At 76.1% G+C, this 18,834-nt stretch carries 19 protein-coding genes and 1 tRNA gene; 13 read left to right on the top strand and 7 right to left on the bottom strand.

Going from position 1 to position 18,834, the window contains the following annotated elements; genetic code table 11:
* Nucleotides 1-131: 131 nt before the first annotated feature.
* The 4 genes from ACI79V_RS12330 (at nt 132) to ACI79V_RS12315 (ending at nt 3,267) form a co-directional block, all read left to right on the top strand.
* Nucleotides 132-1,337, top strand: a complete 1,206-nt coding sequence (locus ACI79V_RS12330) for a L,D-transpeptidase (RefSeq protein WP_456889626.1) — start codon at nt 132-134, stop codon at nt 1,335-1,337.
* A gap of 64 nt (nt 1,338-1,401) precedes the next feature.
* Entirely contained in the window at nt 1,402-1,815 is a 414-nt protein-coding gene (locus tag ACI79V_RS12325) for a hypothetical protein (RefSeq protein WP_456889625.1), read from the top strand.
* 91 nt (nt 1,816-1,906) lie between these two features.
* The gene (locus ACI79V_RS12320) at nt 1,907-2,989 is read left to right on the top strand and encodes a WD40/YVTN/BNR-like repeat-containing protein (protein ID WP_456889622.1); all 1,083 of its coding nucleotides are present in this window, start codon (nt 1,907-1,909) and stop codon (nt 2,987-2,989) included.
* Nucleotides 2,986-3,267, top strand: a complete 282-nt coding sequence (locus tag ACI79V_RS12315; RefSeq protein WP_456889620.1) for a MoaD/ThiS family protein — start codon at nt 2,986-2,988, stop codon at nt 3,265-3,267. Before ACI79V_RS12320 ends, ACI79V_RS12315 begins: the two co-directional genes overlap by 4 nt.
* 9 nt (nt 3,268-3,276) lie before the next feature.
* Here ACI79V_RS12315 and ACI79V_RS12310 read toward each other — a convergent pair whose 3' ends face one another.
* Nucleotides 3,277-3,525 (bottom strand): hypothetical protein, encoded by a 249-nt coding sequence (locus tag ACI79V_RS12310; RefSeq protein WP_456873442.1) that lies wholly within the window; start codon nt 3,523-3,525, stop codon nt 3,277-3,279.
* Between the two features lie 195 nt (nt 3,526-3,720).
* On the opposite strand from ACI79V_RS12310, the gene ACI79V_RS12305 reads away from it, so the two are divergent.
* Nucleotides 3,721-4,149 (top strand): hypothetical protein, encoded by a 429-nt coding sequence (locus tag ACI79V_RS12305; RefSeq protein WP_456889618.1) that lies wholly within the window; start codon nt 3,721-3,723, stop codon nt 4,147-4,149.
* Here the strand turns inward: ACI79V_RS12305 and ACI79V_RS12300 are convergent.
* Nucleotides 4,134-4,424, bottom strand: a complete 291-nt coding sequence (locus ACI79V_RS12300) for a DUF1540 domain-containing protein (protein ID WP_456873440.1) — start codon at nt 4,422-4,424, stop codon at nt 4,134-4,136. The two genes, ACI79V_RS12305 and ACI79V_RS12300, sit on opposite strands and share 16 nt — an antisense overlap.
* Before the next feature lie 373 nt (nt 4,425-4,797).
* Between ACI79V_RS12300 and ACI79V_RS12295 the strand changes: the two genes are divergently transcribed.
* Nucleotides 4,798-5,397, top strand: coding sequence for an HD domain-containing protein (locus tag ACI79V_RS12295; protein ID WP_456889616.1), 600 nt, complete (start codon nt 4,798-4,800; stop codon nt 5,395-5,397).
* Between the two features lie 119 nt (nt 5,398-5,516).
* Here ACI79V_RS12295 and ACI79V_RS12290 read toward each other — a convergent pair whose 3' ends face one another.
* Nucleotides 5,517-6,422 carry an alpha/beta fold hydrolase gene (locus ACI79V_RS12290; protein ID WP_456889614.1) on the bottom strand — a complete coding sequence of 302 codons (906 nt, stop codon included), beginning with the start codon at nt 6,420-6,422 and terminating at the stop codon, nt 5,517-5,519.
* A 75-nt stretch (nt 6,423-6,497) separates the two neighbouring features.
* Between ACI79V_RS12290 and ACI79V_RS12285 the strand changes: the two genes are divergently transcribed.
* Nucleotides 6,498-7,067: a TetR/AcrR family transcriptional regulator gene (locus tag ACI79V_RS12285; RefSeq protein WP_456889611.1), complete on the top strand. Its 570-nt coding sequence runs from the start codon at nt 6,498-6,500 to the stop codon at nt 7,065-7,067.
* Nucleotides 7,068-7,154: 87 nt separating this feature from the next.
* Here the strand turns inward: ACI79V_RS12285 and ACI79V_RS12280 are convergent.
* Together ACI79V_RS12280 and orn are read right to left on the bottom strand one after the other, a co-directional pair.
* Nucleotides 7,155-7,230, bottom strand: a tRNA-His gene (locus tag ACI79V_RS12280).
* Between the two features lie 57 nt (nt 7,231-7,287).
* The gene (orn, locus tag ACI79V_RS12275; protein ID WP_456889609.1) at nt 7,288-7,977 is read right to left on the bottom strand and encodes an oligoribonuclease; all 690 of its coding nucleotides are present in this window, start codon (nt 7,975-7,977) and stop codon (nt 7,288-7,290) included.
* Between the two features lie 162 nt (nt 7,978-8,139).
* Between orn and ACI79V_RS12270 the strand changes: the two genes are divergently transcribed.
* Nucleotides 8,140-9,369 carry a hypothetical protein gene (locus tag ACI79V_RS12270; protein WP_456889607.1) on the top strand — a complete coding sequence of 410 codons (1,230 nt, stop codon included), beginning with the start codon at nt 8,140-8,142 and terminating at the stop codon, nt 9,367-9,369.
* A gap of 124 nt (nt 9,370-9,493) precedes the next feature.
* Nucleotides 9,494-11,332 (top strand): hypothetical protein, encoded by a 1,839-nt coding sequence (locus ACI79V_RS12265; RefSeq protein WP_456889606.1) that lies wholly within the window; start codon nt 9,494-9,496, stop codon nt 11,330-11,332.
* Between the two features lie 52 nt (nt 11,333-11,384).
* On the opposite strand, the gene ACI79V_RS12260 is transcribed toward ACI79V_RS12265, so the two are convergent.
* Nucleotides 11,385-12,398, bottom strand: coding sequence for an NADPH:quinone reductase (locus ACI79V_RS12260; protein ID WP_456889604.1), 1,014 nt, complete (start codon nt 12,396-12,398; stop codon nt 11,385-11,387).
* Nucleotides 12,399-12,588: 190 nt separating this feature from the next.
* Between ACI79V_RS12260 and ACI79V_RS12255 the strand changes: the two genes are divergently transcribed.
* Nucleotides 12,589-13,422: an aquaporin gene (locus ACI79V_RS12255; protein WP_456889602.1), complete on the top strand. Its 834-nt coding sequence runs from the start codon at nt 12,589-12,591 to the stop codon at nt 13,420-13,422.
* A gap of 26 nt (nt 13,423-13,448) precedes the next feature.
* Here ACI79V_RS12255 and ACI79V_RS12250 read toward each other — a convergent pair whose 3' ends face one another.
* Nucleotides 13,449-13,784 (bottom strand): hypothetical protein, encoded by a 336-nt coding sequence (locus tag ACI79V_RS12250; protein WP_456889600.1) that lies wholly within the window; start codon nt 13,782-13,784, stop codon nt 13,449-13,451.
* A gap of 151 nt (nt 13,785-13,935) precedes the next feature.
* On the opposite strand from ACI79V_RS12250, the gene ACI79V_RS12245 reads away from it, so the two are divergent.
* From ACI79V_RS12245 to ACI79V_RS12235, 3 genes are all read left to right on the top strand, one after another.
* Nucleotides 13,936-14,829 (top strand): ATP-grasp fold amidoligase family protein, encoded by an 894-nt coding sequence (locus ACI79V_RS12245; protein ID WP_456889598.1) that lies wholly within the window; start codon nt 13,936-13,938, stop codon nt 14,827-14,829.
* Between the two features lie 31 nt (nt 14,830-14,860).
* Complete coding sequence (locus tag ACI79V_RS12240) at nt 14,861-16,729, top strand: putative bifunctional diguanylate cyclase/phosphodiesterase (RefSeq protein WP_456889597.1); 1,869 nt, start codon at nt 14,861-14,863, stop codon at nt 16,727-16,729.
* Nucleotides 16,730-16,836: 107 nt separating this feature from the next.
* Nucleotides 16,837-18,717, top strand: a complete 1,881-nt coding sequence (locus ACI79V_RS12235; RefSeq protein ID WP_456889596.1) for a glycosyl hydrolase family 28-related protein — start codon at nt 16,837-16,839, stop codon at nt 18,715-18,717.
* Nucleotides 18,718-18,834: the final 117 nt, after the last annotated feature.

The raw sequence follows: 18,834 nt of genomic DNA, 5'->3' as shown, positions 1-18,834 counted from the left end.
CCGGCCGGCGGTCGCCGCCGGGGGCGGGACCGACGAACCGCCACTCCCCGTTCACGGCGTGGACACTGGGCCGGGTGCAGCCGCGCCCGGCCGGGTCGCGGGCGGGCGGGACCGAAGGGCGGGCAGCAGGCGTGCGACGGACAGCGGCGCTGGTCACGGTGGGGGTGCTGGCGCTGGTCGGCGGGTGCAGCGCGGGCGGCGACGGCGGGTCGGCGTCGGCCTCGTCGTCCTCCTCGTCCGCCTCGGCGACGGCGACCACGCCCGCTGACGCGCCTCCGCCGCAGCTGCGGCTCGCCCCCGCCGACGGCGCGGCCGACGTCGCCCCGGGCGACCCGGTGGAGATCTCGGTCACCGACGGCGAGCTGGCCGAGGTCAGCGTGACCGACGGCGCCGGCACCGACGTGCCCGGGCAGGTGGCCGACGGCGCGACCGACGGCACCGAGCTGTGGACGCCCGACACCCCGCTGGAGTGGGGCACCACCTACACGGTCACGGCCGCCGCGGTGAACGCCGAGGACGAGCGCGCCGAGGCGACCGGCACCTTCACCACCGCCGTCCCCGACGCGCTGGCCACCCCGGCGATCGGCCCGCTCGACGGGCAGACCGTGGGCGTCGGCATGCCCATCCGCGTCTTCTTCGAGCAGCCGGTCACCGACAAGGCCGCCGTCGAGAGCCACCTGCTGGTCACCAGCTCCACCCCGACCGACGGCGTGTGGAGCTGGATCGACGACACCGAGGTGCACTTCCGGCCCTCGCAGTACTGGCCCGCGGACACCGACGTCACCCTCGAGGCCGACCTCTACGGCGTCCCGTTCGGCGACGGCGTGTGGGGCCGGGAGGACCGCACCGTCTCCTTCCGCGTGGGTGCCCGGCACGTCTCGATCGCCGACGCCGCCACCCATCGGCTGCAGGTCCACGACGGCGACCGGCTGGTGCAGGACTTCCCGATGAGCGCAGGCAGCCCGGAGAACCCGAGCTACAACGGCCCGCACGTGGTCACCGAGCTCAACGCCGACCGGGTCATGGACTCGAGCACCTACGGCGTGCCCGTCGACAGCCCCGACGGCTACCGGACGCCGGTCAAGTGGGCCGTGCGGCTGTCCGACAGCGGCGAGTTCGTCCACGGCGCCCCGTGGTCGGTGGCGCAGCAGGGCCGGGAGAACGTCTCCCACGGCTGCATCAACCTCTCCGACGAGAACGCCCGCTGGTTCTACGAGTTCTCCCGGCCGGGGGACGTCGTCGAGATCGTCAACTCCGACGCCGGCACGCTGACCTCGGACATCGCCGACTGGACCATCCCCTGGGACCAGTGGCGGGCCGGCAGCGCCCTGCAGTGATCTCCGTTTCCTGAGCCGCCGCGGAGGGCACCTCACCAGCGGTTCTCGGAGAAGGGGAGGCGTCGTGGACACCTGGGTGATCGTCCTCATCGTGGTGGTGGCGCTGGTGGTGCTGGCGCTGATCGCCCTCGCGCTGGCCAAGCGCAGCAGGGTGGCCGGCGCCCGGCGCCGCGAGCAGCAGCGCCTGCAGGCGCGCGAGCGCCTGGACGAGGCCCGGCTGCGCGGCGCGCAGGCGGAGAAGGAGCAGGCGCTGGCCGAGGAGCAGGCAGCCCGCGCCCGCCGCGAGCGCGCCGAGGTCGAGGAGCGGACCCGCCTGGCGGAGCAGGAGGCCCGCGAGCGGGCGGCCAGCGCCCAGGAACACGCGTCGGCCGCGGAGCGGCTGCGGGCCGAGGCGGAGAAGCTCGCGCCCGGCGTGGCCGATCGCGACGGCCACGCCCCGGCCACCGGCGACGGCCCCGGAGGCGCCACCCGCCGCTGACCCGCGCTCGCACCGCTCAGTTCCGGCCTGCACGGCGGTCTGTCCCTGGTGAGCGGGGCCGGCCGGGCCCCACCGGACACCGGAGGGCGCCGTGACCGACCTGCTCGCCATCGGCACGCGCAAGGGGCTGTGGCTGGCCCGCAGCGACGACGACCGCCGCACCTGGCAGCTGGACGGGCCGCACCTGGTGGCGCAGGAGGTCGCCGCGGTCGGTCTGGACGTGCGCGGCCCGGCGCCGCGTGTGCTCGCCGGGGTGACCTACGGCCACTGGGGTCCCACGGTCACCTGGTCCGACGACCTCGGCCGCACCTGGTCGGAGACCGACGAGGGCGCGATCCGCTTCCCCGCCGACACCGGCGCCGCGCTGGCCCGGGTCTGGCAGCTGCGGCCCGACGTCGCCGGGCGGCCGGGCGTCGTCTGGGCCGGCTGCGAGCCGCACTCGCTGTGGCGCAGCGACGACGGCGGCCGCACGTTCGCGCTGGTCCGCGGGCTGTGGGACCACCCGCACCGGCCCACCTGGGAGCCCGGCGGCGGCGGTGGCGCCGTGCACACCGTGCTGCCGCACCCCACCGGCGACCGCGTCGTCGTGGCGATGAGCACCGGCGGCGTCTACGTCAGCGACGACGGCGGCACCTCGTGGGAGCCGCGCAACTCCGGCATCACCACGTCGTTCCTCCCCGGGCCGCCGCCGGAGTACGGCCAGTGCGTGCACAAGGTCGCCGTCGACGCTGCCGACCCCGACCGGCTCTACGCGCAGAACCACTTCGGCGTCTTCCGCACCGACGACGCCGGCGGGCGCTGGACCTCGATCGCCGACGGGCTGCCCGCCGACTTCGGCTTCCCCGTGGCCGCCTCACCGCGGACGCCGGGCACCGCCTGGGTGGTGCCGCTGGTGGCCGACGCCGACCGGACCCCGCCCGGCGGCCGGCTGCGGGTGCACCGCACCCGGGACGCCGGGGAGAGCTGGACCGAGCTCGGCGACGGGCTGCCCGACGCCTCCTGGACCGCCGTGCTGCGCGACGCGGTCTGCGTCGACGAGGCCGACCCGACCGGGGTGTACGTCGGCACCCGCGACGGCTGCGTCTACGCCAGCCGGGACGAGGGGGACTCGTTCACCCTCGTGGCCGCCCACCTGCCCGACGTCCTCAGCGTGCGCGCGGCGCGGCCGGCATGACCGTCGAGGTGCTCCTGCCCGGGGTGCTCGCCGACCTGGTGGGCGGGCAGCGGCGGCTGCTGGTGGAGCCCGTGCCGGGCACGGTCGCCGGCCTGCTCGACGCGCTCGCCACCGAGCACCCGGTGCTGGAACGGCGGATCCGGGACGAGGCCGGGGCGCTGCGCCGGTTCGTCAACGTCTACGTCGACGGCGACGACGTGCGGTTCGCGGCGGGCGTGGACACCGCCGTCCGCGACGGCGCCGTCGTGCAGGTGCTGCCCTCGGTGGCCGGGGGCTGAGCGGCCGGGTCAGAGGCGGGCGAGCTCGGCGCACTCCTGGCAGAGCTGGTGGTCCTCGTAGCCCTCCGGCGGCCACACGGTCTCGTCGTCGACGGCGACGTAGGCACCGCACAGCGACTTGCGGCTGCGGCCCTGGACCCGGCCGATGGTGGCGTGTGCCGGTCCGATCTGCCGCGGCTGGAGACCCTCCGGCGTGCCGACCGAGCCGACCATCACGACGGCGTGGGCGGTCCCGTAGGAGTAGGCGGTCGTCGTCATGACGCCAGCGTCCGAGCCCGGGCGGGGCCGGAGAAGCACCGGCCGGTGCGTGTCCGGCACGGTCCGCCACAGCAGTCCCGGCCGTCCCACCGGACACCCGGATGCGGCCGTTCCCGTTCCCCGGATCCCGTGCGGGCGTGGACGCGCGCGCCGCGATGAGGTTAGGCTTCCCTTTGCTCTACCCAGGGAGGCTCGATGGGACTGCGGCTACCGCTCGGACAGGTGACCGTGCTGCTCGGACCGGAACGCGTCCGCCGCCACGTGATGGCGGCGCTCGACGAGAGCACGGGTCGCTGCGCCGACGGGCACGGTGCCGTCCCGGCCCGGCGGCTGTCGGCGTCGGCCGCCGAGGGCGTCGGGCCGCGTCTGGAGGCCCTGGCGCAGGCCGGCCGCGACGGAGCCGCGATCGTGCTGGTCGACCGGCTCACCGACGGGCTGACCGCGGCCGACCGACGGACGGTGCTGGCCGCCGTCCGTCCGCTCGCAGGCCCCGGCTGCGCCGTCCTCGTCGACGACGCCGACTCCGTCGCCGCGCTGTCGTTCGCCGACGGCGCGCTGCGCGCCGGTGCCGCCGGGGAGCTGTCCCTCGAGCCGGTGGGGGGCTTCGACTACCTGGCCTCGTAGGTCAGGCAGTCGGCCGCGTCGGCCGCCGGGCCGACCCGGACACCCGGCGCGGTGCACTCGAGCTGCTCGTTGTGCCGGCAGTCGGAGCGGTGACACGCGCCGACCATCCCGGTGCGGTCGAGGCCGGCCCGGAACGAGATCTCGACGAAGGTGCCGCAGTGGGCGTGGTCGCCACTGACCGTGATGGCGCCCGCGTGGCAGGCAGAGTCCGCGTTGTAGGAGCAGCTGCTGACCGAGCAGTCCTGCACCTGGGGGAGTTCCTGCATCGTCGTCATGGCCTCAGGGTGACAGTCCGGCGGGGCCCTCGCCAGCGAGGGAAGGCTGCCCTGACCTGGGCCGACGGCCTCCCGTCCCGGTCCGTCAGGTGGTCGCGGCAGCGTCGGCGACGAGGTGGGTGACCGGGACGTCGCAGCCCCTGCGCAGCCGCCTGGCAGGTCCCGGCGGAGCCACTGGGACAGCCCGAGCGGCAGGGTGGAGACGGGACGGTCGCGAGGCTGCCGCGTGGGCAGGGTGGCCGACGGCGCCCGGGTCGCACGACCGCGGCAACCAACTGTTCATCTTCCACTCGGCATCCGCCGGCGGCGCGGTGCTCGGTGTCCGCGCGCCAACCGGGCGCGGGTCACGGCGCGCGGGCGTACCGTCACCGACGTGCCCGACCTCCAACAGCGGGGGCTGCACGACGCGGTCGCACGGCATCCACTCGCCGACGCCGCCCGCGGCCTCGCCCGTGACCTGCTCACCGACGCGGACGGCCGCTGGGAGCACACCCAGGGCGTCGCCCGCCGTGCCGCCGCGATCGCCACCGCGGTGCCGGAAGCCGACCGCGAGGTGCTGGTCGCCGCCGCCTGGCTGCACGACATCGGCTACGCGCCGCGGCTGCACCGGTCGGGATTCCACCCCCTCGACGGCGCCTGGCACCTGCAGGACCTCGGCTGGCCCGAGTCGCTGGCCGGGCTGGTCGCGCACCACTCGGCGGCCCGGTTCATCGCCGCGGACCGCGGACTGGCCGGCCCGATGCGCGCCTTCCCGGAGCCCCGCTACGCCTGCGGCCCGGTCGCCGACGCACTGACCTACGCCGACCAGACCACCGGCCCCGACGGTCAGGTGATGACCGTGGAGGACCGGCTGGCGGAGATGCTGCGCCGACACGGCCCGGACAGCCCCAACGCCCGGGTGCACCCCCGGCGCGCACCGGCCATCCGGGCGGCGGTGCACCGCACCGACCGGCGTCTGCGCGCCGGGCGCTGATCGACCGCTGGGGCGGCTCGGCTCCGGCTCGGCGGTGTCCGTGGCCCCCCGGGACCTGGACCTGCAGACGACGCCGACCGCGGTCCGACCGCCGTCCGTCGAGCCGCCGGACCTCTCCGTCAGGCGGCTCGTCGGAACCAGTCGAGCGTGAGGTCGGCGACGGCGGCAGGGGCGTCGTCGGTGACGAAGTGCGCCGCGTCCTCGACGTAGGCGAACTCGACGCGGTCGGCGTACCGCTCCGGGCGGCGGCAGATGCGCCCCAGCTGGTCGGCCCACGGGCGGTCCTGGCGGCCGAACACGACGAGGGTCGGCACCGTGAGCCGCCGGCGTCGGTAGACGCCCTGTGCCATGCGCACGGCTTCGGGCAGCACCATGCCCCGGAGGAGCGGACGCACTGCGGCGTCGATGTCGGGGCGGCGCATCGGGGCGAGGTGCGCGTCGACGGTCGTCTCCGACATCGGTCGGGCGACGTACGCCTCGGAGAAGATGCCGCGCAGTGAGGCGCCCGGGCGGTGCCAGACGAACGCGGGCAGGTGCCGGAAGCCCGGGAGGACCCTCGGGCTGAACTCCACGAAGGCCGGCGGCACGGCGAGCTGCACTGCCGTGCGGACCCGCTCGGGGTGGTCGTAGCTCAGCTGCACCGCGGTGAGGGCGCCCATGTCGTGGGAGACGAGGTGGGCGCGCTCGACGTGGAGGACGTCGAGGAGGGCGAGCAGGTCGCGGAGTCTGGTCTCGCGTTCGACCCGTGGACCGTCGGCCACGGTCCAGCCGGCCCCGCGCAGGTCGGGACAGAGGACGCGGTAGCCCCGTGCGGCGATGACCGGGGCGATGGCGTGCCACTGCCACCAGTGCTCGGGGAACCCGTGCAGCAGCACGACCGGCTCCCCCTCGCCGATGGCGGCGACGTGGGTGTGGAGGCCGGGTGTCTCGACGACGAGGTGGTCGAAGCCGGGGGCCGGTGGCAGCGGCGGCGACCACGCCGACGGGTCGACGGGACGGGGGGCGCGGGGCTCGTGCAGGTCCATGCCGATCTCCTTCGCGCGGAGACACTATGTTCGTAGTAGCACTGTTCATGGTGGACCTCGGGAGAGGAAGAGTCCATGCCTGCGGCCACGCGCGAGCGCGCGCTCGAGGCGGCCGTGGAGTTGCTGGGCGCGCGGGGCGTGCGTGCCCTGAGTCACGCGCGGGTCGACCAACGAGCCGGCCTCCCGCCCGGGTCGACCTCCAACTGGTTCCGCACCCGCCGGGCGCTGCTCGGCGGCATCGTGGACTGGATCGCCGAGCGCGAGCGCGCCGACTTCGACCCGGGTGCGATGCCGACGGTCTCGGACGTCGACGAGCTCGTCGAGGGCTTCTGCGCCATGACGGAACTGCAGTCCCGGACGTTCGCCGCCCGCACCCGTGCCCGCTACGCCCTCTTCCTCGAGCTCGCCGACGACCCCGAGCTCGGCGAGCCGCTGCGACGGCAACGCCGCCTGTTCGAGCGGTGGACCGAGGGCATCGTGGCCGCCGTCGGTGTGGCCGACCCCGTGCCCGCCACGAGGGCCCTCATGGCCCTCGCCGACGGTCTGCTGCTGCACCGGCTCACCGTCGACCCCGAGCTCGACATGCGACCGGCCATCGAACGCGCAGTGCGCGCCCTGGCGGGGTGTCCGGGCTCGACGCCGTGATCGGCGGGCGACCGTGCACACCGGCCGGCCCGGTCCGGCCCGGGACGAGGAAGGCCCTGGCCGGCGAACCGACCAGGGCCTCCTCCGTGGGGTGAGTGACGGGGCTCGAACCCGCGACACCCAGGATCACAACCTGGTGCTCTACCAGCTGAGCTACACCCACCGCGTGCACTCCCGGAGCACGCGGCGCCGGGGGCAGGGACGAGGATACCGGAGCCGGTCAGCCCTCCGACGCGGCCGGGGGTGCGGCGTCGGGTGCGGTGGCCGGCGGGGTGGCGTCGGCGGCGGCGAGGACGTCCGCGAAGGACCCGGCCACCTCGCCGGCCGCGCGCTGGGCCTGCGTCGTCGACGGGCCCGGCGCGTCGACGAACAGCGTCCGGCGGTAGTAGGCGAGCTCGCGGACGGACTCGACGATGTCGGCCAGCGCGCGGTGCGCCAGGCCCTTGGACGGCTGGGCGAAGTAGACGCGGGGGAACCAGCGGCGGGCCAGTTCCTTGATCGAGCTGACGTCGACCATCCGGTAGTGCAGGTGGTCGTCGAGCTCGGGCATGTCGCGGGCGAGGAAGCCGCGGTCGGTGCCGATCGAGTTGCCGCACAGGGGAGCGGTGCGCCGCTCGGGCACCCACCGCTTCACGTAGGTGAGCACCTGCTGCTCGGCCTCGGCGACGGTCAGGGTGGAGGCGCGCACCGCCTCGGTCAGCCCGGACCTCGCGTGCATCTCGGTGACGACGTCGGCCATGTCCTCGAGGTCGGCGTCGTCGGCGTGGATCACCAGGTCCAGGCCCGGGTCGAGGACCCGCAGCTCGGAGTCGGTCACCACCACGGCGACCTCGATCAGCTTGTCCTTGGTGAGGTCCAGCCCGGTCATCTCGCAGTCGATCCAGACCAGGTGCCCGCCGCTCTCCGCCACGGCGACCGACCCTACGTCGCGCCCGGCGGTCCCGTCCGTCCCGGCCGTCCGCGCGCCCGCGCCTACCCCACCCGCCACACCGGCGCCAACTCGGGGCGCCGGATCGGCCGTCTCCGCAGGTAGCCTCGCCGCATCCCGTTCCGATACTCCTGGAGCCCTGCCGTGCCCCGATCCGATGCCCCCGCGGCGCCTGCCCGGACGCTGCCGCCGGCACCGGCCTCGCCGGCCGCCGCGCTCCGGCACCCCGTCGCGCTCGTCCGCCGGCTGTGGGCGGCCTACGGGACGCCGGGCCGGCCGGGCCGCCCGACGGGGGAGGCCGAGCTCCGCTGGATCTACACCGCCTGGCTCGGCGCGTTCCTGCTCAAGATGCTCGGCTCGTCCTGGGACGTGTCCTGGCACTTCAAGTGGCTGCGCGACGACCTCGCGCCGCCGCACCTGCTCAACTCCGCGGGCACCGCGGTCGTCATCGCCCTCGTCGCGTTCCACAGCTACACCGGCTACGGCGTCGACCGGCGGGCGCTGCGGCTGATGCAGTGGGGGATCGCGACCTTCCTGGTCGCCATCCCGATCGACATCGTCAACCACCGGGTCAACGGGCTGGACATCACCAGCTGGAGCCCCAGCCACGCGCTGCTCTACATCGGCACGGCGATCATGCTCGCCGGGGCGATCCGGGGGTGGTGGCTCTCCGCCGCCCCCGGCCGCGTCCGCGACCTGGTGTCGCTGGGCCTGTGGCTGTTCTTCGTCGAGAACGCGGTCTTCCCCAACCAGCACCAGGAGTACGGCGTCCTGTCGCTGCGCGCCTACGAGGCCGGGGCGGCGACGGCCGAGCAGCAGCTGCTCGACTTCGCCGCCGCGCAGGGCCAGACGCCGACGATGTTCATGCTCCCGGTGCCGTCCTGGGTGCACCCCGCGTGGCTCCTCTGCGCCGGCCTGCTCTCGCTGGTCGTCGCCCGCCGGGTCGTCGGCCTGCGCTGGACCGCGACCGTCGTCGCCGGCACCTACCTCGCCTACCGCGCCGTGACGTGGGCGGGTCTGGTGGCCATCGGCTTCCCGCCCTCGGTGCTGCCGCTGGTCCTGCTGGTCGGCGCCGTGTGCGTCGACCTCGCGGTCACCCACCGGCTGCCCGGCTGGACCGCCGCTCCCGCCACCGCCGCCGCGGTCTACGCCGCCGCCTGGCTGTGCGACGCGGCGGGGGTCCTGCCGCCGTGGAACTGGTCGTGGTGGTCGATCACGCTGGTCGTCGCGGCGTTCACCGCGCTCTGGGCGGCGGTCGACGTCGTCGCCGGCAGCCGGGCGTACGCCGCCTGGATGCGGCCGGTCGAACCCGGCCGGGCGGCCGAGCCCGTCCTCGCCGGCGCGCCGGCCGACGGCGGCGCGCCGACCCGTTGAGGAACGGGACCGGCCCGTCACGTGTCGGTAGCGTCGGGTCCCGGCCGCCGGCCCGGGCCCGCTCCGCACCCGCCCGTGTGCCCGCCCGTGCGCCCCTGCACCCCACCCGCCCCCGGAGGACCACGTGCTGCCCCTGACCCCGGTGCCGCCGCAGACGGCGGGGGAGCGTGCGCTCTACGCCGAGTTGACCCGCTGGGACCGCGGCGGCGCGATCCGCGGCGCCGTCGTGGCCTCGCTCCCCGTCGTCGACGGGCCGATGGAGCGGCGGTACTCCGACGCCGTCCTCTTGGTCCCGGAGGGCCTGGCAGTGGTGCGTGTCGCCGAGGTGGTCCGCCAGCGCGGCGTGGTCACCGTGACGCCCGAGGGGGCCTGGACGATCGGCCCCGGCGCCGGACCGGGTGAGGTCCTGCAGCTGGCCGGCGGCGGCTCGACCCCGCTCGACGGCCTCATGCGCGCCGGCATGGACACCGCCGTCCGGCTGCGCCGGGCCGGGCTGGAGCCGGGCCGGATCGCTCGGGTCACCGTCCTCGTCGGCGACCTCACCGGGCTGGACCCCGCCGACGGCGACCTCGGCGACGGCGACCAGGTCGCGCTGCTGGAGACGCGCTCGCTGCTGCTGGGCATCTCCCGGGCGGCCCGCTACGCCGGCGTGGACAACCCCCGGCTGTGGACCACCGCCGACGTCCGCGCCGCGCTGACCGCGCTCGGCTACGAGGGGCGGGGACCCACGGTCGAGGAGCTCAACGGCGAGGGCTTCCCGTACTCGCCCTACGTGCTGCGCCGCCGGGAGCTGCTCGCCCCGGCGGCGATGGCCGCCTCGCCGGCCCTGGGCGGGGTGTCCTCCCTTCCCGCGCCGGCCCTGCCGTCGCCACCCCCGCCCGCGCCCGCCGCTCCGGCGGTCCCGCCGGTGCCCGCCCCCGCCGGCCCGCCGGCCGGCCCGCTGGTCGACCCGGTGGCGGCCGCCGCCGTCGCCGCGGCCGCCATCCGGGCCGACGAGGAGGCCGCCGCCCGGGCCGCCGCCGGCCTGGCGGCCGCCGCTCCGGTGATGCCCACGCCGCGCCCGGCCACCGCCCGGTTCGAGGCGCCCGCCGTCGACTCCGGCGCCGGGGCGCCGCCGGTCGGCATCGAGGACACCGGCGGGCTCGGCGGGCTCTTCGGTGGCTCGTCCGGCGGGGACGACCGCTCCGAGGCCGCGTCGTGGCCGCCGGTGGCCCCGGCCCCGGTCGCCGCGCCGGCACCCGAGGCGCCCCTGCTCGCGGCCCCGCCGGCCACCTCCCTGTCCGCCGAGGCGCCGCCCGCCCCGCTCGTGGGACCCCGCCGCCGCACCTCCGCCGCCCACCGCCGGCTGGCCCTGCTCGCCGTCGCGGCCGTGGCCGCGGTCGCCGTCCTCGTGGGGCTGGTCGCCGGGCTCACCGGAGGCGGGGAGGAGGCGGCCTCCGCGCAGGAGCCGCCCGCCGCGGGCAGCGCCCCGGCCGCGCCGCCCGCCGCGGGGCCGACGCCCGGCACGGCCAGCGTGCTCGACGGCCGGACGTTCCTCCTGCAGCAGGTGCAGGTCGACGACACCTGCGTGGGCAACTCCTACGGCGACGTCGCGAGCTCCTTCGAGACCGCCGACTGCACCGGGCTGGCCCGTGCGCTGTGGTCGACCGACGTCGACGGCCGGGCGGTCGTCGTGTCGGTGGCCAAGGTCGACATGGGCGACACCGTCGCCGCGCGGGCCCTGCGGGCGCTGGCCGACACCGACGGCAGCGGCAACGTCAGCGACCTGCTCCGCGAGGGCGTCACCTACCCCGGCGCCCCCGCGCAGCTCTCCGGCGCCGAGTACGCCAGCGCCGTCGGGGGCAGCCTGGTCACCATCGTCGAGACCGCGTGGGCCGACGGCGGCCAGGGCGACCTCGCCGACCTGGACCTGGTCGCCGGCGCCGGCCTCGCCCTGCCGATGCCCGTCCCCGCCGCCGACTGAGGCGCGCTGAGGGAGCCATTATCGCGATAATGGCTCCCTCGCGGGGCCGCGCTCAGGCGGTGACGTCGACCAGCACCTTGCCGACGGCGCCGTCCTCGACCGCGCGGTGGGCCTCGGCGGTCTCGGCCAGCGGGTACACGTGCAGCGGCAGCCCCGCGTCGTCGCCCACCCGGACCGCGCCGTCGAGGACCGCGGCGTTGACGTCCTCGACGCCGATCACCTTGGCGCGCTCGGGCAGGGTGTAGACGTAGACGAAGCTCCACCGTGCGTTGGGCACCATCTGCGCGCGCACCGGGATGGTGACCTCGGCGCCGCCGTCGTCGGCGTACACGGCCACCGCCCCGTGCATCCCGATCACCTGCGCGTCCACGGCGGCGTTGCGGGCCGCCGACACCTCGACGACGACGTCGACCCCCTTGGGCGCGACCTTGCGGACCTCGGCGACGACGTCCTGCTGCCGGTAGTCGACGACGTGCGAGGCGCCGGCGGCCGCTGCCAGCTGCGCCTTGCGCGGGCTGCTCACCGTGGCGACCACCGTGGCGTCGGCCCGGCGGGCCAGCTGGATCGCGGCGTTGCCGACCGCGCCCGCGCCGCCCTGCACCAGCACGGTCCGCCCGGTGAGCGAGCCGGGGCCGATCCGGTCGGGCACCGACTCGCCGAGGGTGAGGCAGCGGTGCGCGGTGAGGAACGGGATGCCCAGCGCCGCGCCCAGCTCGAAGGACCGGTCCGCACCGAGCAGCACCGCCTGCCGCAGCGGGACGACGGTGTACTCGGCGGCGGTGCCCCAGGGGCGCTGCCAGGCCGCCTCCCACACCCACACCCGCTGGCCGGTGACCGCCGGGTCGACGCCCCGGCCGACCGCCTCGACGGTGCCGGCGCCGTCCTGGCCGGGGACCTGGCCCTCCGGCCCGGGTTCTCTCGTGCGGCGGGACTTCCAGTCGGTGGGGTTGACGCCGGCCATCGCGAGGCGCACGAGGACCTCGCCGGGGCCGGGCTCGGGGGTGGGGCGGTCGGTCAGCTCGAGGACCTCGGGTCCGCCGGTCCGGGTGTAGGTGACGGCACGCACGGCACGGGCCTACCCAGGTGCACGGGGGAGTTGTGTACGACGGCGTTCCGCCTGGTCAGGCGGCCGGAGGTGTTCACCCGAGGGGCCTTGTGCGGGCAGTGACGGATGCGTCACGCTCGTGTCTGCCCGCACCGTGGCCGCCGGAGGGGGAGGCGCGGGGGGACGGCTGCGGACGCCCCGGAGGTCGCCGGTGTCTCCTCTCCTGATCCGTCAACTCGCCGTCGAGTTCCTCGGCACCGCCCTGCTGGTCGTCGTCGCGGTCGGCGCGGCCGTCGCCGGCATCGACGACGTCGGCCCGCTGGGCGTGGCCCTGGCGTTCGGTCTGACCCTGCTGGCCCTCGCCTACGCGATCGGGCCGATCTCGGGGTGTCACGTCAACCCGGCGGTCACCCTCGGCGTGCTCCTGTCCCGCGGGATGACCGGCACCGAGGCGGCGTGCTACTGGGCCGCCCAGTTCGCCGGCGGCATCGCGGGTGCCGCGGTGCTCGCGCTGCTGACCAGCGACTTCGGCGAGGTCACCGACCAGACCGGCACCCTGGGCTCGAACGGCTGGGGCGAGACCGTCAGCGGCGGCGGCGCGTTCGTCGTCGAGGTGCTGCTGACCTTCGTCCTGGTGGCGGTCGTCCTGCTGGTCACGGGCAAGGCGGCGGCGCCGGGCTTCGCCGGCCTGGCCATCGGTCTCACGCTCGCCGCGGTGCACGTCGTCGGCATCCCGCTCACCGGCACCTCGGTGAACCCCGCCCGCTCCCTCGGCCCGGCGCTGTTCGCCGGGGGCGAGGCGCTGTCGCAGGTGTGGCTGTTCATCGTGGCGCCGCTGGTGGGCGCCGCCCTCGCGGTGCTGGTCGTCCGCGCGCTGTCGGTGCCGACCCTGACCGTGGAGCAGGCCGGCCCGACGGTCACCCGGGACGAGACCGGCGTCCAGGTGCCCGAGGCCGACACCGACGGCGACGGCACCCCGCTGCCCCGCGCCCGGACCCCGGAGGAGGCCGGGGACCCCGACCGGCGGGACCGCGCGCCCAGCTGAGCCGGCGGCCGATCCGGTGCCCGCGGTCAGGCCGTGGGCACCGGGTCGGCGGCCGTCGCCCGCTCGGCCTGGACGCGGCGCCAGTGGTAGACGTACAGCGGCAGGGCGATCAACAGCGTGGTCGCGGCCCCCACCACGCCGATCACCTCGTAGCGGCGCTGGGAGTCCAGCGACTGCTCGGCGAGCCGCCGCTCCTGCTCGTCGTCGAGCATCGGGTCCCCGACGAAGCCCACGCCGGGGTCGGGGTAGGCGATGCCCACCACACCCTGCACCAGCTGCACGGCCGCGAAGATCGAGATCACCAGCGTGACCAGGCAGACCAGGTACAGGTAGACGTTGCGGAGGGTCAGGCGCTCGGTCACGGGGACTCCGGTCGTCGGCCGGCGTCGGCCGCCGGCGGTCGCCCGTCATCCTGGGGACGGCGACCGCCGCGGCGGGCCCTGACGCGACCCGCCGCGGCCGAACCGTTACCGGTCCCGCCGGGCCGGGGTAGGGGCGCTGCGTGATGAGCGCGTGACGACGGAGGACCCCGCCCGCCTGGCCCGGGTCGTCCCGCGGCTGCACCGTGCCCTGCTCTACCGCCGCCACCACGGGCGGCTGCCGCCGTGGGGTCCGCCGCGGACGTTCACCGAGAAGCTCGACCGGCGGATCACCCGGGACCGCCGCCCGCTGCTCGCGCCCACCTGCGACAAGCTGGCGGTGAAGGAGCACTTCGCCCGTCGCGCGCCCGGGCTGCGCATCCCGCGGACGTACTGGACCGGCACCGACGTCAAGGACCTCGCCGAGGTGGAGCTGCCCGACCGGTGGGTGCTCAAGCCCAACCACTCGTGCCGCCGGGTGCTGCTGGGGGAGGGGCGGCCCGACCCGGCCGACCTCGCCCGGCGTACCGACGGCTGGGTCGCCGAGCGCTACTGGCGCAAGAGCGAGGAGTGGGCCTACCGGCACGCGCGGCCGTGCCTGCTGGTCGAGGAGCACGTGGGCCCGCCGGGGGAGGTGCCGGCCGACCTCAAGGTGCTCGTGTTCGACGGCGTCCCGCGGCTGGTGGGCGTGCACACCGACCGGCGCGACGGGCTCCGGGCGCGCCTCTACACCCCCGACTGGGAGCCGCTGCCGTGGACCTGGGGCTACCCGCCCGGGCCCGGCGTCCCCCGCCCGGCGTGGCTGCCGGACCTGCTGGCCGCGGCCGCGGCGGTCGCCGAGGGCTTCGACATGCTGCGCGTGGACCTCTACCACTCCGGTGGGCGGCTGTGGGGCGGCGAGCTCACCCCCTACCCCGGCGCGGGCCTGAGCCGCCTCGAGCCGGGCCTGGACGCCTGGCTGGGCGGCTGGTGGACCCTGCCGGGGTCGCTGCGGGCGCCCGCGCCGGGCCGCTCACCCCGGGGGGTGGTGCTCTCCGAACCCGGCTGATCCGGAACGGGACCGGTGCCGATTGGGCGGCATGGAACTCGCCGCGCTGGGCCGCCTCGGCCGCCACCTGCCCGAGGGCCGCCTGCTGCCCGACGAGGTGTGGCGGCGCCGGCACGCGGTCCTGCTGCGCCTGGCCGCCGTGCAGGCGCTCGCCATCGGTGTCCTGGCGCTCGCCCGCGGCTGGCCGCCCCTGGCCGCGGTGGGCGCCGCGGCGGTGGCGGCCTACCCGCTGTCCTTCTCGCTGCTGCCGGGCGCCGGGCGCACGCTGCGCTCGGCCGGGACGACGGCGAGCCTGCTCGCCGCGGCGGTGCTGCTCGTGCACGTGTTCGCCGGGCTGACCGAGGCGCACTTCGCCTTCTTCGTGCTCGTCGGCCTGGTGTCGCTGTACCAGGACTGGATCCCCTTCAGCCTGGCCCTGGCCGTCGTCGTGCTGCACCACGGCGTCGTCGGCACGCTGTTCCCGCACTCGGTCTTCGACCACGACGCCGCCCTGCGCGACCCGTGGGTGTGGGCCGCGGTGCACGGCGGGTTCGTGCTGGCCGCGAGCCTGGCCAACCTGGCCTCCTGGCGGCTCAACGAGCGGCAGGGGCTGCACGACCCGCTCACCGGGCTGGCCAACCGCACGCGGCTGGTGCGGGGCATGGCCCGGCTGCTGGAGCGCCGGCCCGCCGGCCGGGTCAGCGTGCTGTTCCTCGACCTCGACGACTTCAAGGACGTCAACGACAGCCGCGGGCACGCCGCCGGCGACCAGCTGCTCACCACGGTCGGCCGCCGGCTGCAGGCGTGCACGCGGGCGGGGGACGAGGTGGGCCGGCTGGGCGGGGACGAGTTCGCCGTCGTGGTCGACGGCGACGCCGACGAGGCCGCGGCGCTCGGTGAGCGGGTGCTCGCGGCGCTCGCCGAGCCGGTCGACGTCGGCGGCCGGCCGCTGTCGGTGCAGGTGAGCATCGGCGTCGCCGACACCGGCACGGCCGCCGACCGCCGGCCCGCGACGCTGCTGCGCAACGCCGACCTGGCGATGTACCAGGCCAAGGCGGCCGGCAAGAACCGGCTGGTGCGCTACGCGCCGGGCATGGCCGAGGCGGCCCGGTGCGAGGCCGACCTGCTCGCCGACCTCGCCGGCGCGACCCGGGCCGGGCAGCTGGAGGTCCACTACCAGCCGACCGTCGACCTGTCCGACGGCCGCACCACTGGCTACGAGGCGCTCCTGCGGTGGTACCACCCCACCCGCGGGCTCGTGCCCCCGGCGGAGTTCGTCCCGCTGGCCGAGCAGAGCGGCTCCATCGTCGAGATCGGCCGCTGGGTGCTCCGGCAGGCGGTGCACCAGGCGGCTGCGTGGACGGCCGACTCCGGCCGCCCGCTCGGCATGGCGGTCAACCTCTCGCCACGGCAGCTGGCCGACGACGACGTCGTGGCGCTGGTCGCCGGCGCCCTCGCCGACTCCGGCCTGCCCGCCGCCCAGCTCACGCTCGAGATCACCGAGGGGGTGCTGCTGCGCGACGTCGACGAGGTCGTCGGCCGGCTCGCCGCGCTGCGGGCGCTGGGTGTGCGGATCGCCATCGACGACTTCGGCACCGGGTACGCGAGCCTGTCCTACCTGCGCCGGCTGCCCGCCGACGTCCTCAAGATCGACCGCAGCTTCGTGCACGAGCTGGGCGCCGGTGGCCGCTCCACCACCCTGGTCGCCTCGATGATCGAGCTGGCCCGCAGCCTCGGCCTGGCGGTGGTGGCCGAGGGCGTGGAGACGGTCCAGCAGCAGGCGGTGCTCGGCGACCTGGCCTGCTCGCACGCGCAGGGGTTCCTCTTCGGCCGCCCGCAGCCCGCGCCCGCGCACGACCCCGCCGACCAGGTGCCGGCGGACGTCGTCCCCGCGCCTCGCGGCGAGGTCACGGCCGTCTGACCGGATCCGGAACCGGGTGGCCCGCAGCGGGACGGGTGCCGCTAGCCTCGTGCCGCACCGTGACACCCGTCACACCGTGCGTCACCCCTCGACGATGAGGACGGTCCGTGCACCCAGCTCCCGCATCGCCCACCCGTCGCCGTCTCGGCGGGATCCTCGCCCTCGCGACGGCGCTCTCCCTGTGCCCGCTCGCCGCCGGGGTCGCGACCGCCGCCCCGCCTCCACCGACGAGCCCGACGGCGCCCGACCTCGGTGTCGACGTCACCGTGTTCGACCCGAGCACGCCGGTCAGCGAGATCCAGGCGACGCTCGACGCCACCTGGGAACGGCAGCGCGACAACGAGATGGGCAGCGAGCGCTACGCCTACCTCTTCCGGCCGGGGACCTACGGCACCGACGAGCAGCCGCTGCAGATCAAGGTGGGCTACTACACCGAGATCAGCGGCCTGGGCGCCGAGCCCTCGGACGTGGTCATCAACGGCAAGGTCGAGACCTACAACCGCTGCCTGACACCGGACAACTGCATCGCGCTGAACAACTTCTGGCGCACCGTCTCGAACCTCACCATCGACGTGAACGCCGCCGGCCAGGACGGCTGCCGGTCCACCGCCAACTTCTGGGCGGTCTCGCAGGCGGTCTCGATGCGCCGCGTGCAGGTCACCGGCGGCACGCTGTCGCTGATGGACTACTGCACCGCCGGGCCGCAGTACGCCAGCGGCGGCTTCATCGCCGACTCGCAGCTGCCGGCCGTCGTCAACGGCTCCCAGCAGCAGTGGCTGACCCGCAACAGCTCGGTGGCCTCCTGGTCCAACGGCGTCTGGAACCAGGTCTTCGCCGGCGTCGAGGGCGCGCCGGACGACGCCGGGTTCCCCACGCCGCCGTACACCACGCTGGAGACCACCCCGGTCAGCCGCGAGAAGCCGTACCTGTTCGTCGACGACGAGGGCCGCTGGAACGTGCGGGTGCCCTCGGCGCAGCGCGACACGGCGGGCACCAGCTGGGACGAGGGGACGACCCCGGGGCGGACCGTCCCGATCACCGAGTTCCTCGTCGCCACGCCGTCGACGCCGGTGCAGCAGGTGAACAACCACCTGGCCCGGGGCGGGCACCTGTTGCTGACCCCCGGCGCCTACGACGTGGCGCGCAGCATCGACGTCAAGCGACCGGGCACCGTGGTCCTGGGCATCGGGCACGCCACGCTGACCGCGGTCGGCGGCGTGGTGCCGCTGACGGTGGCCGACGTGCCCGGCGTCGTCGTCGCCGGCGTGACCGTCGACGCCGGCACCGTCGAGTCGCCGGCGCTGCTCCGGGTAGGGCGGCCGAACGGGAACGGCGGGCGGTCGGACGCGGCCGACCCGACGACGCTGTCGGACGTGTACTTCCGCGTGGGCGGGCCGCACGTCGGCAAGGTCGACACCGCGCTCGAGGTCAACAGCGACGACGTGCTCGTCGACCACACCTGGGTGTGGCGGGCCGACCACGGCGTCGAGCCGTTCACCGAGGGGTACCTCGGCGACACCGACCGCTGGCGCACCAACACCGGCCGCGTGGGCGCCGAGGTCAACGGCGACCGGGTGACCGCGACCGGCCTGTTCGTGGAGCACTTCCAGACGCACAACACCGTCTGGAACGGCGAGGACGGCACCACGGTGCTGTACCAGAACGAGCTGCCCTACGACCCGCCGTCGCAGGCCGACTGGCAGCAGCCCGACGGCACCCTGGGCTGGGCCGGGTACAAGGTCGGCGACGACGTGCAGCGGCACGAGCTGTACGGCGGCGGTGTCTACGGCTACCAGCGCAACGCCGCTCCGGGGATCACCACCGAGCGCGGCTTCGAGGTGCCCGAGGCGCCGGGCGTGCGGCTGGAGCACGTGATGACCGTCCACCTCGACGGCATCGGGGTGATCGAGCACGTGGTGGACGACGTGGGTGGCCGGGCCGACGCCAGCAACCAGGGCCGGCCGCGGTACGTCGTCGAGTACCCGTGACGCGAGGGTGAGGCCGGGGGGGGGGGGGGGGGGGGGGGGGGGGGGGGGGCGGCGGGGGGGGGGGGGGGGGGGGGGGGGGGGGGGGGGGGGGGGGGGGTGGGGGGGGGGGGGGGGGGG

This window comes from Geodermatophilus sp. SYSU D00700 (genome assembly GCF_054050255.1).
The sequence above is the reverse complement of the archived record's forward strand: the minus strand, read 5'-3'. Positions and strand labels throughout refer to the sequence as shown.

Bases quoted from the DNA above. Each gene is read 5' to 3' on its own strand.
- ACI79V_RS12315 (WP_456889620.1), top strand. From the start codon at position 2,986: ATGACCGTCGAGGTGCTCCTGCCCGGGGTGCTCGCCGACCTGGTGGGC.
- ACI79V_RS12310 (WP_456873442.1), bottom strand. From the start codon at position 3,525: ATGACGACGACCGCCTACTCCTACGGGACCGCCCACGCCGTCGTGATG.
- ACI79V_RS12305 (WP_456889618.1), top strand. From the start codon at position 3,721: ATGGGACTGCGGCTACCGCTCGGACAGGTGACCGTGCTGCTCGGACCG.
- ACI79V_RS12300 (WP_456873440.1), bottom strand. From the start codon at position 4,424: ATGACGACGATGCAGGAACTCCCCCAGGTGCAGGACTGCTCGGTCAGC.
- ACI79V_RS12290 (WP_456889614.1), bottom strand. From the start codon at position 6,422: ATGGACCTGCACGAGCCCCGCGCCCCCCGTCCCGTCGACCCGTCGGCG.
- ACI79V_RS12285 (WP_456889611.1), top strand. From the start codon at position 6,498: ATGCCTGCGGCCACGCGCGAGCGCGCGCTCGAGGCGGCCGTGGAGTTG.
- ACI79V_RS12240 (WP_456889597.1), top strand. From the start codon at position 14,861: ATGGAACTCGCCGCGCTGGGCCGCCTCGGCCGCCACCTGCCCGAGGGC.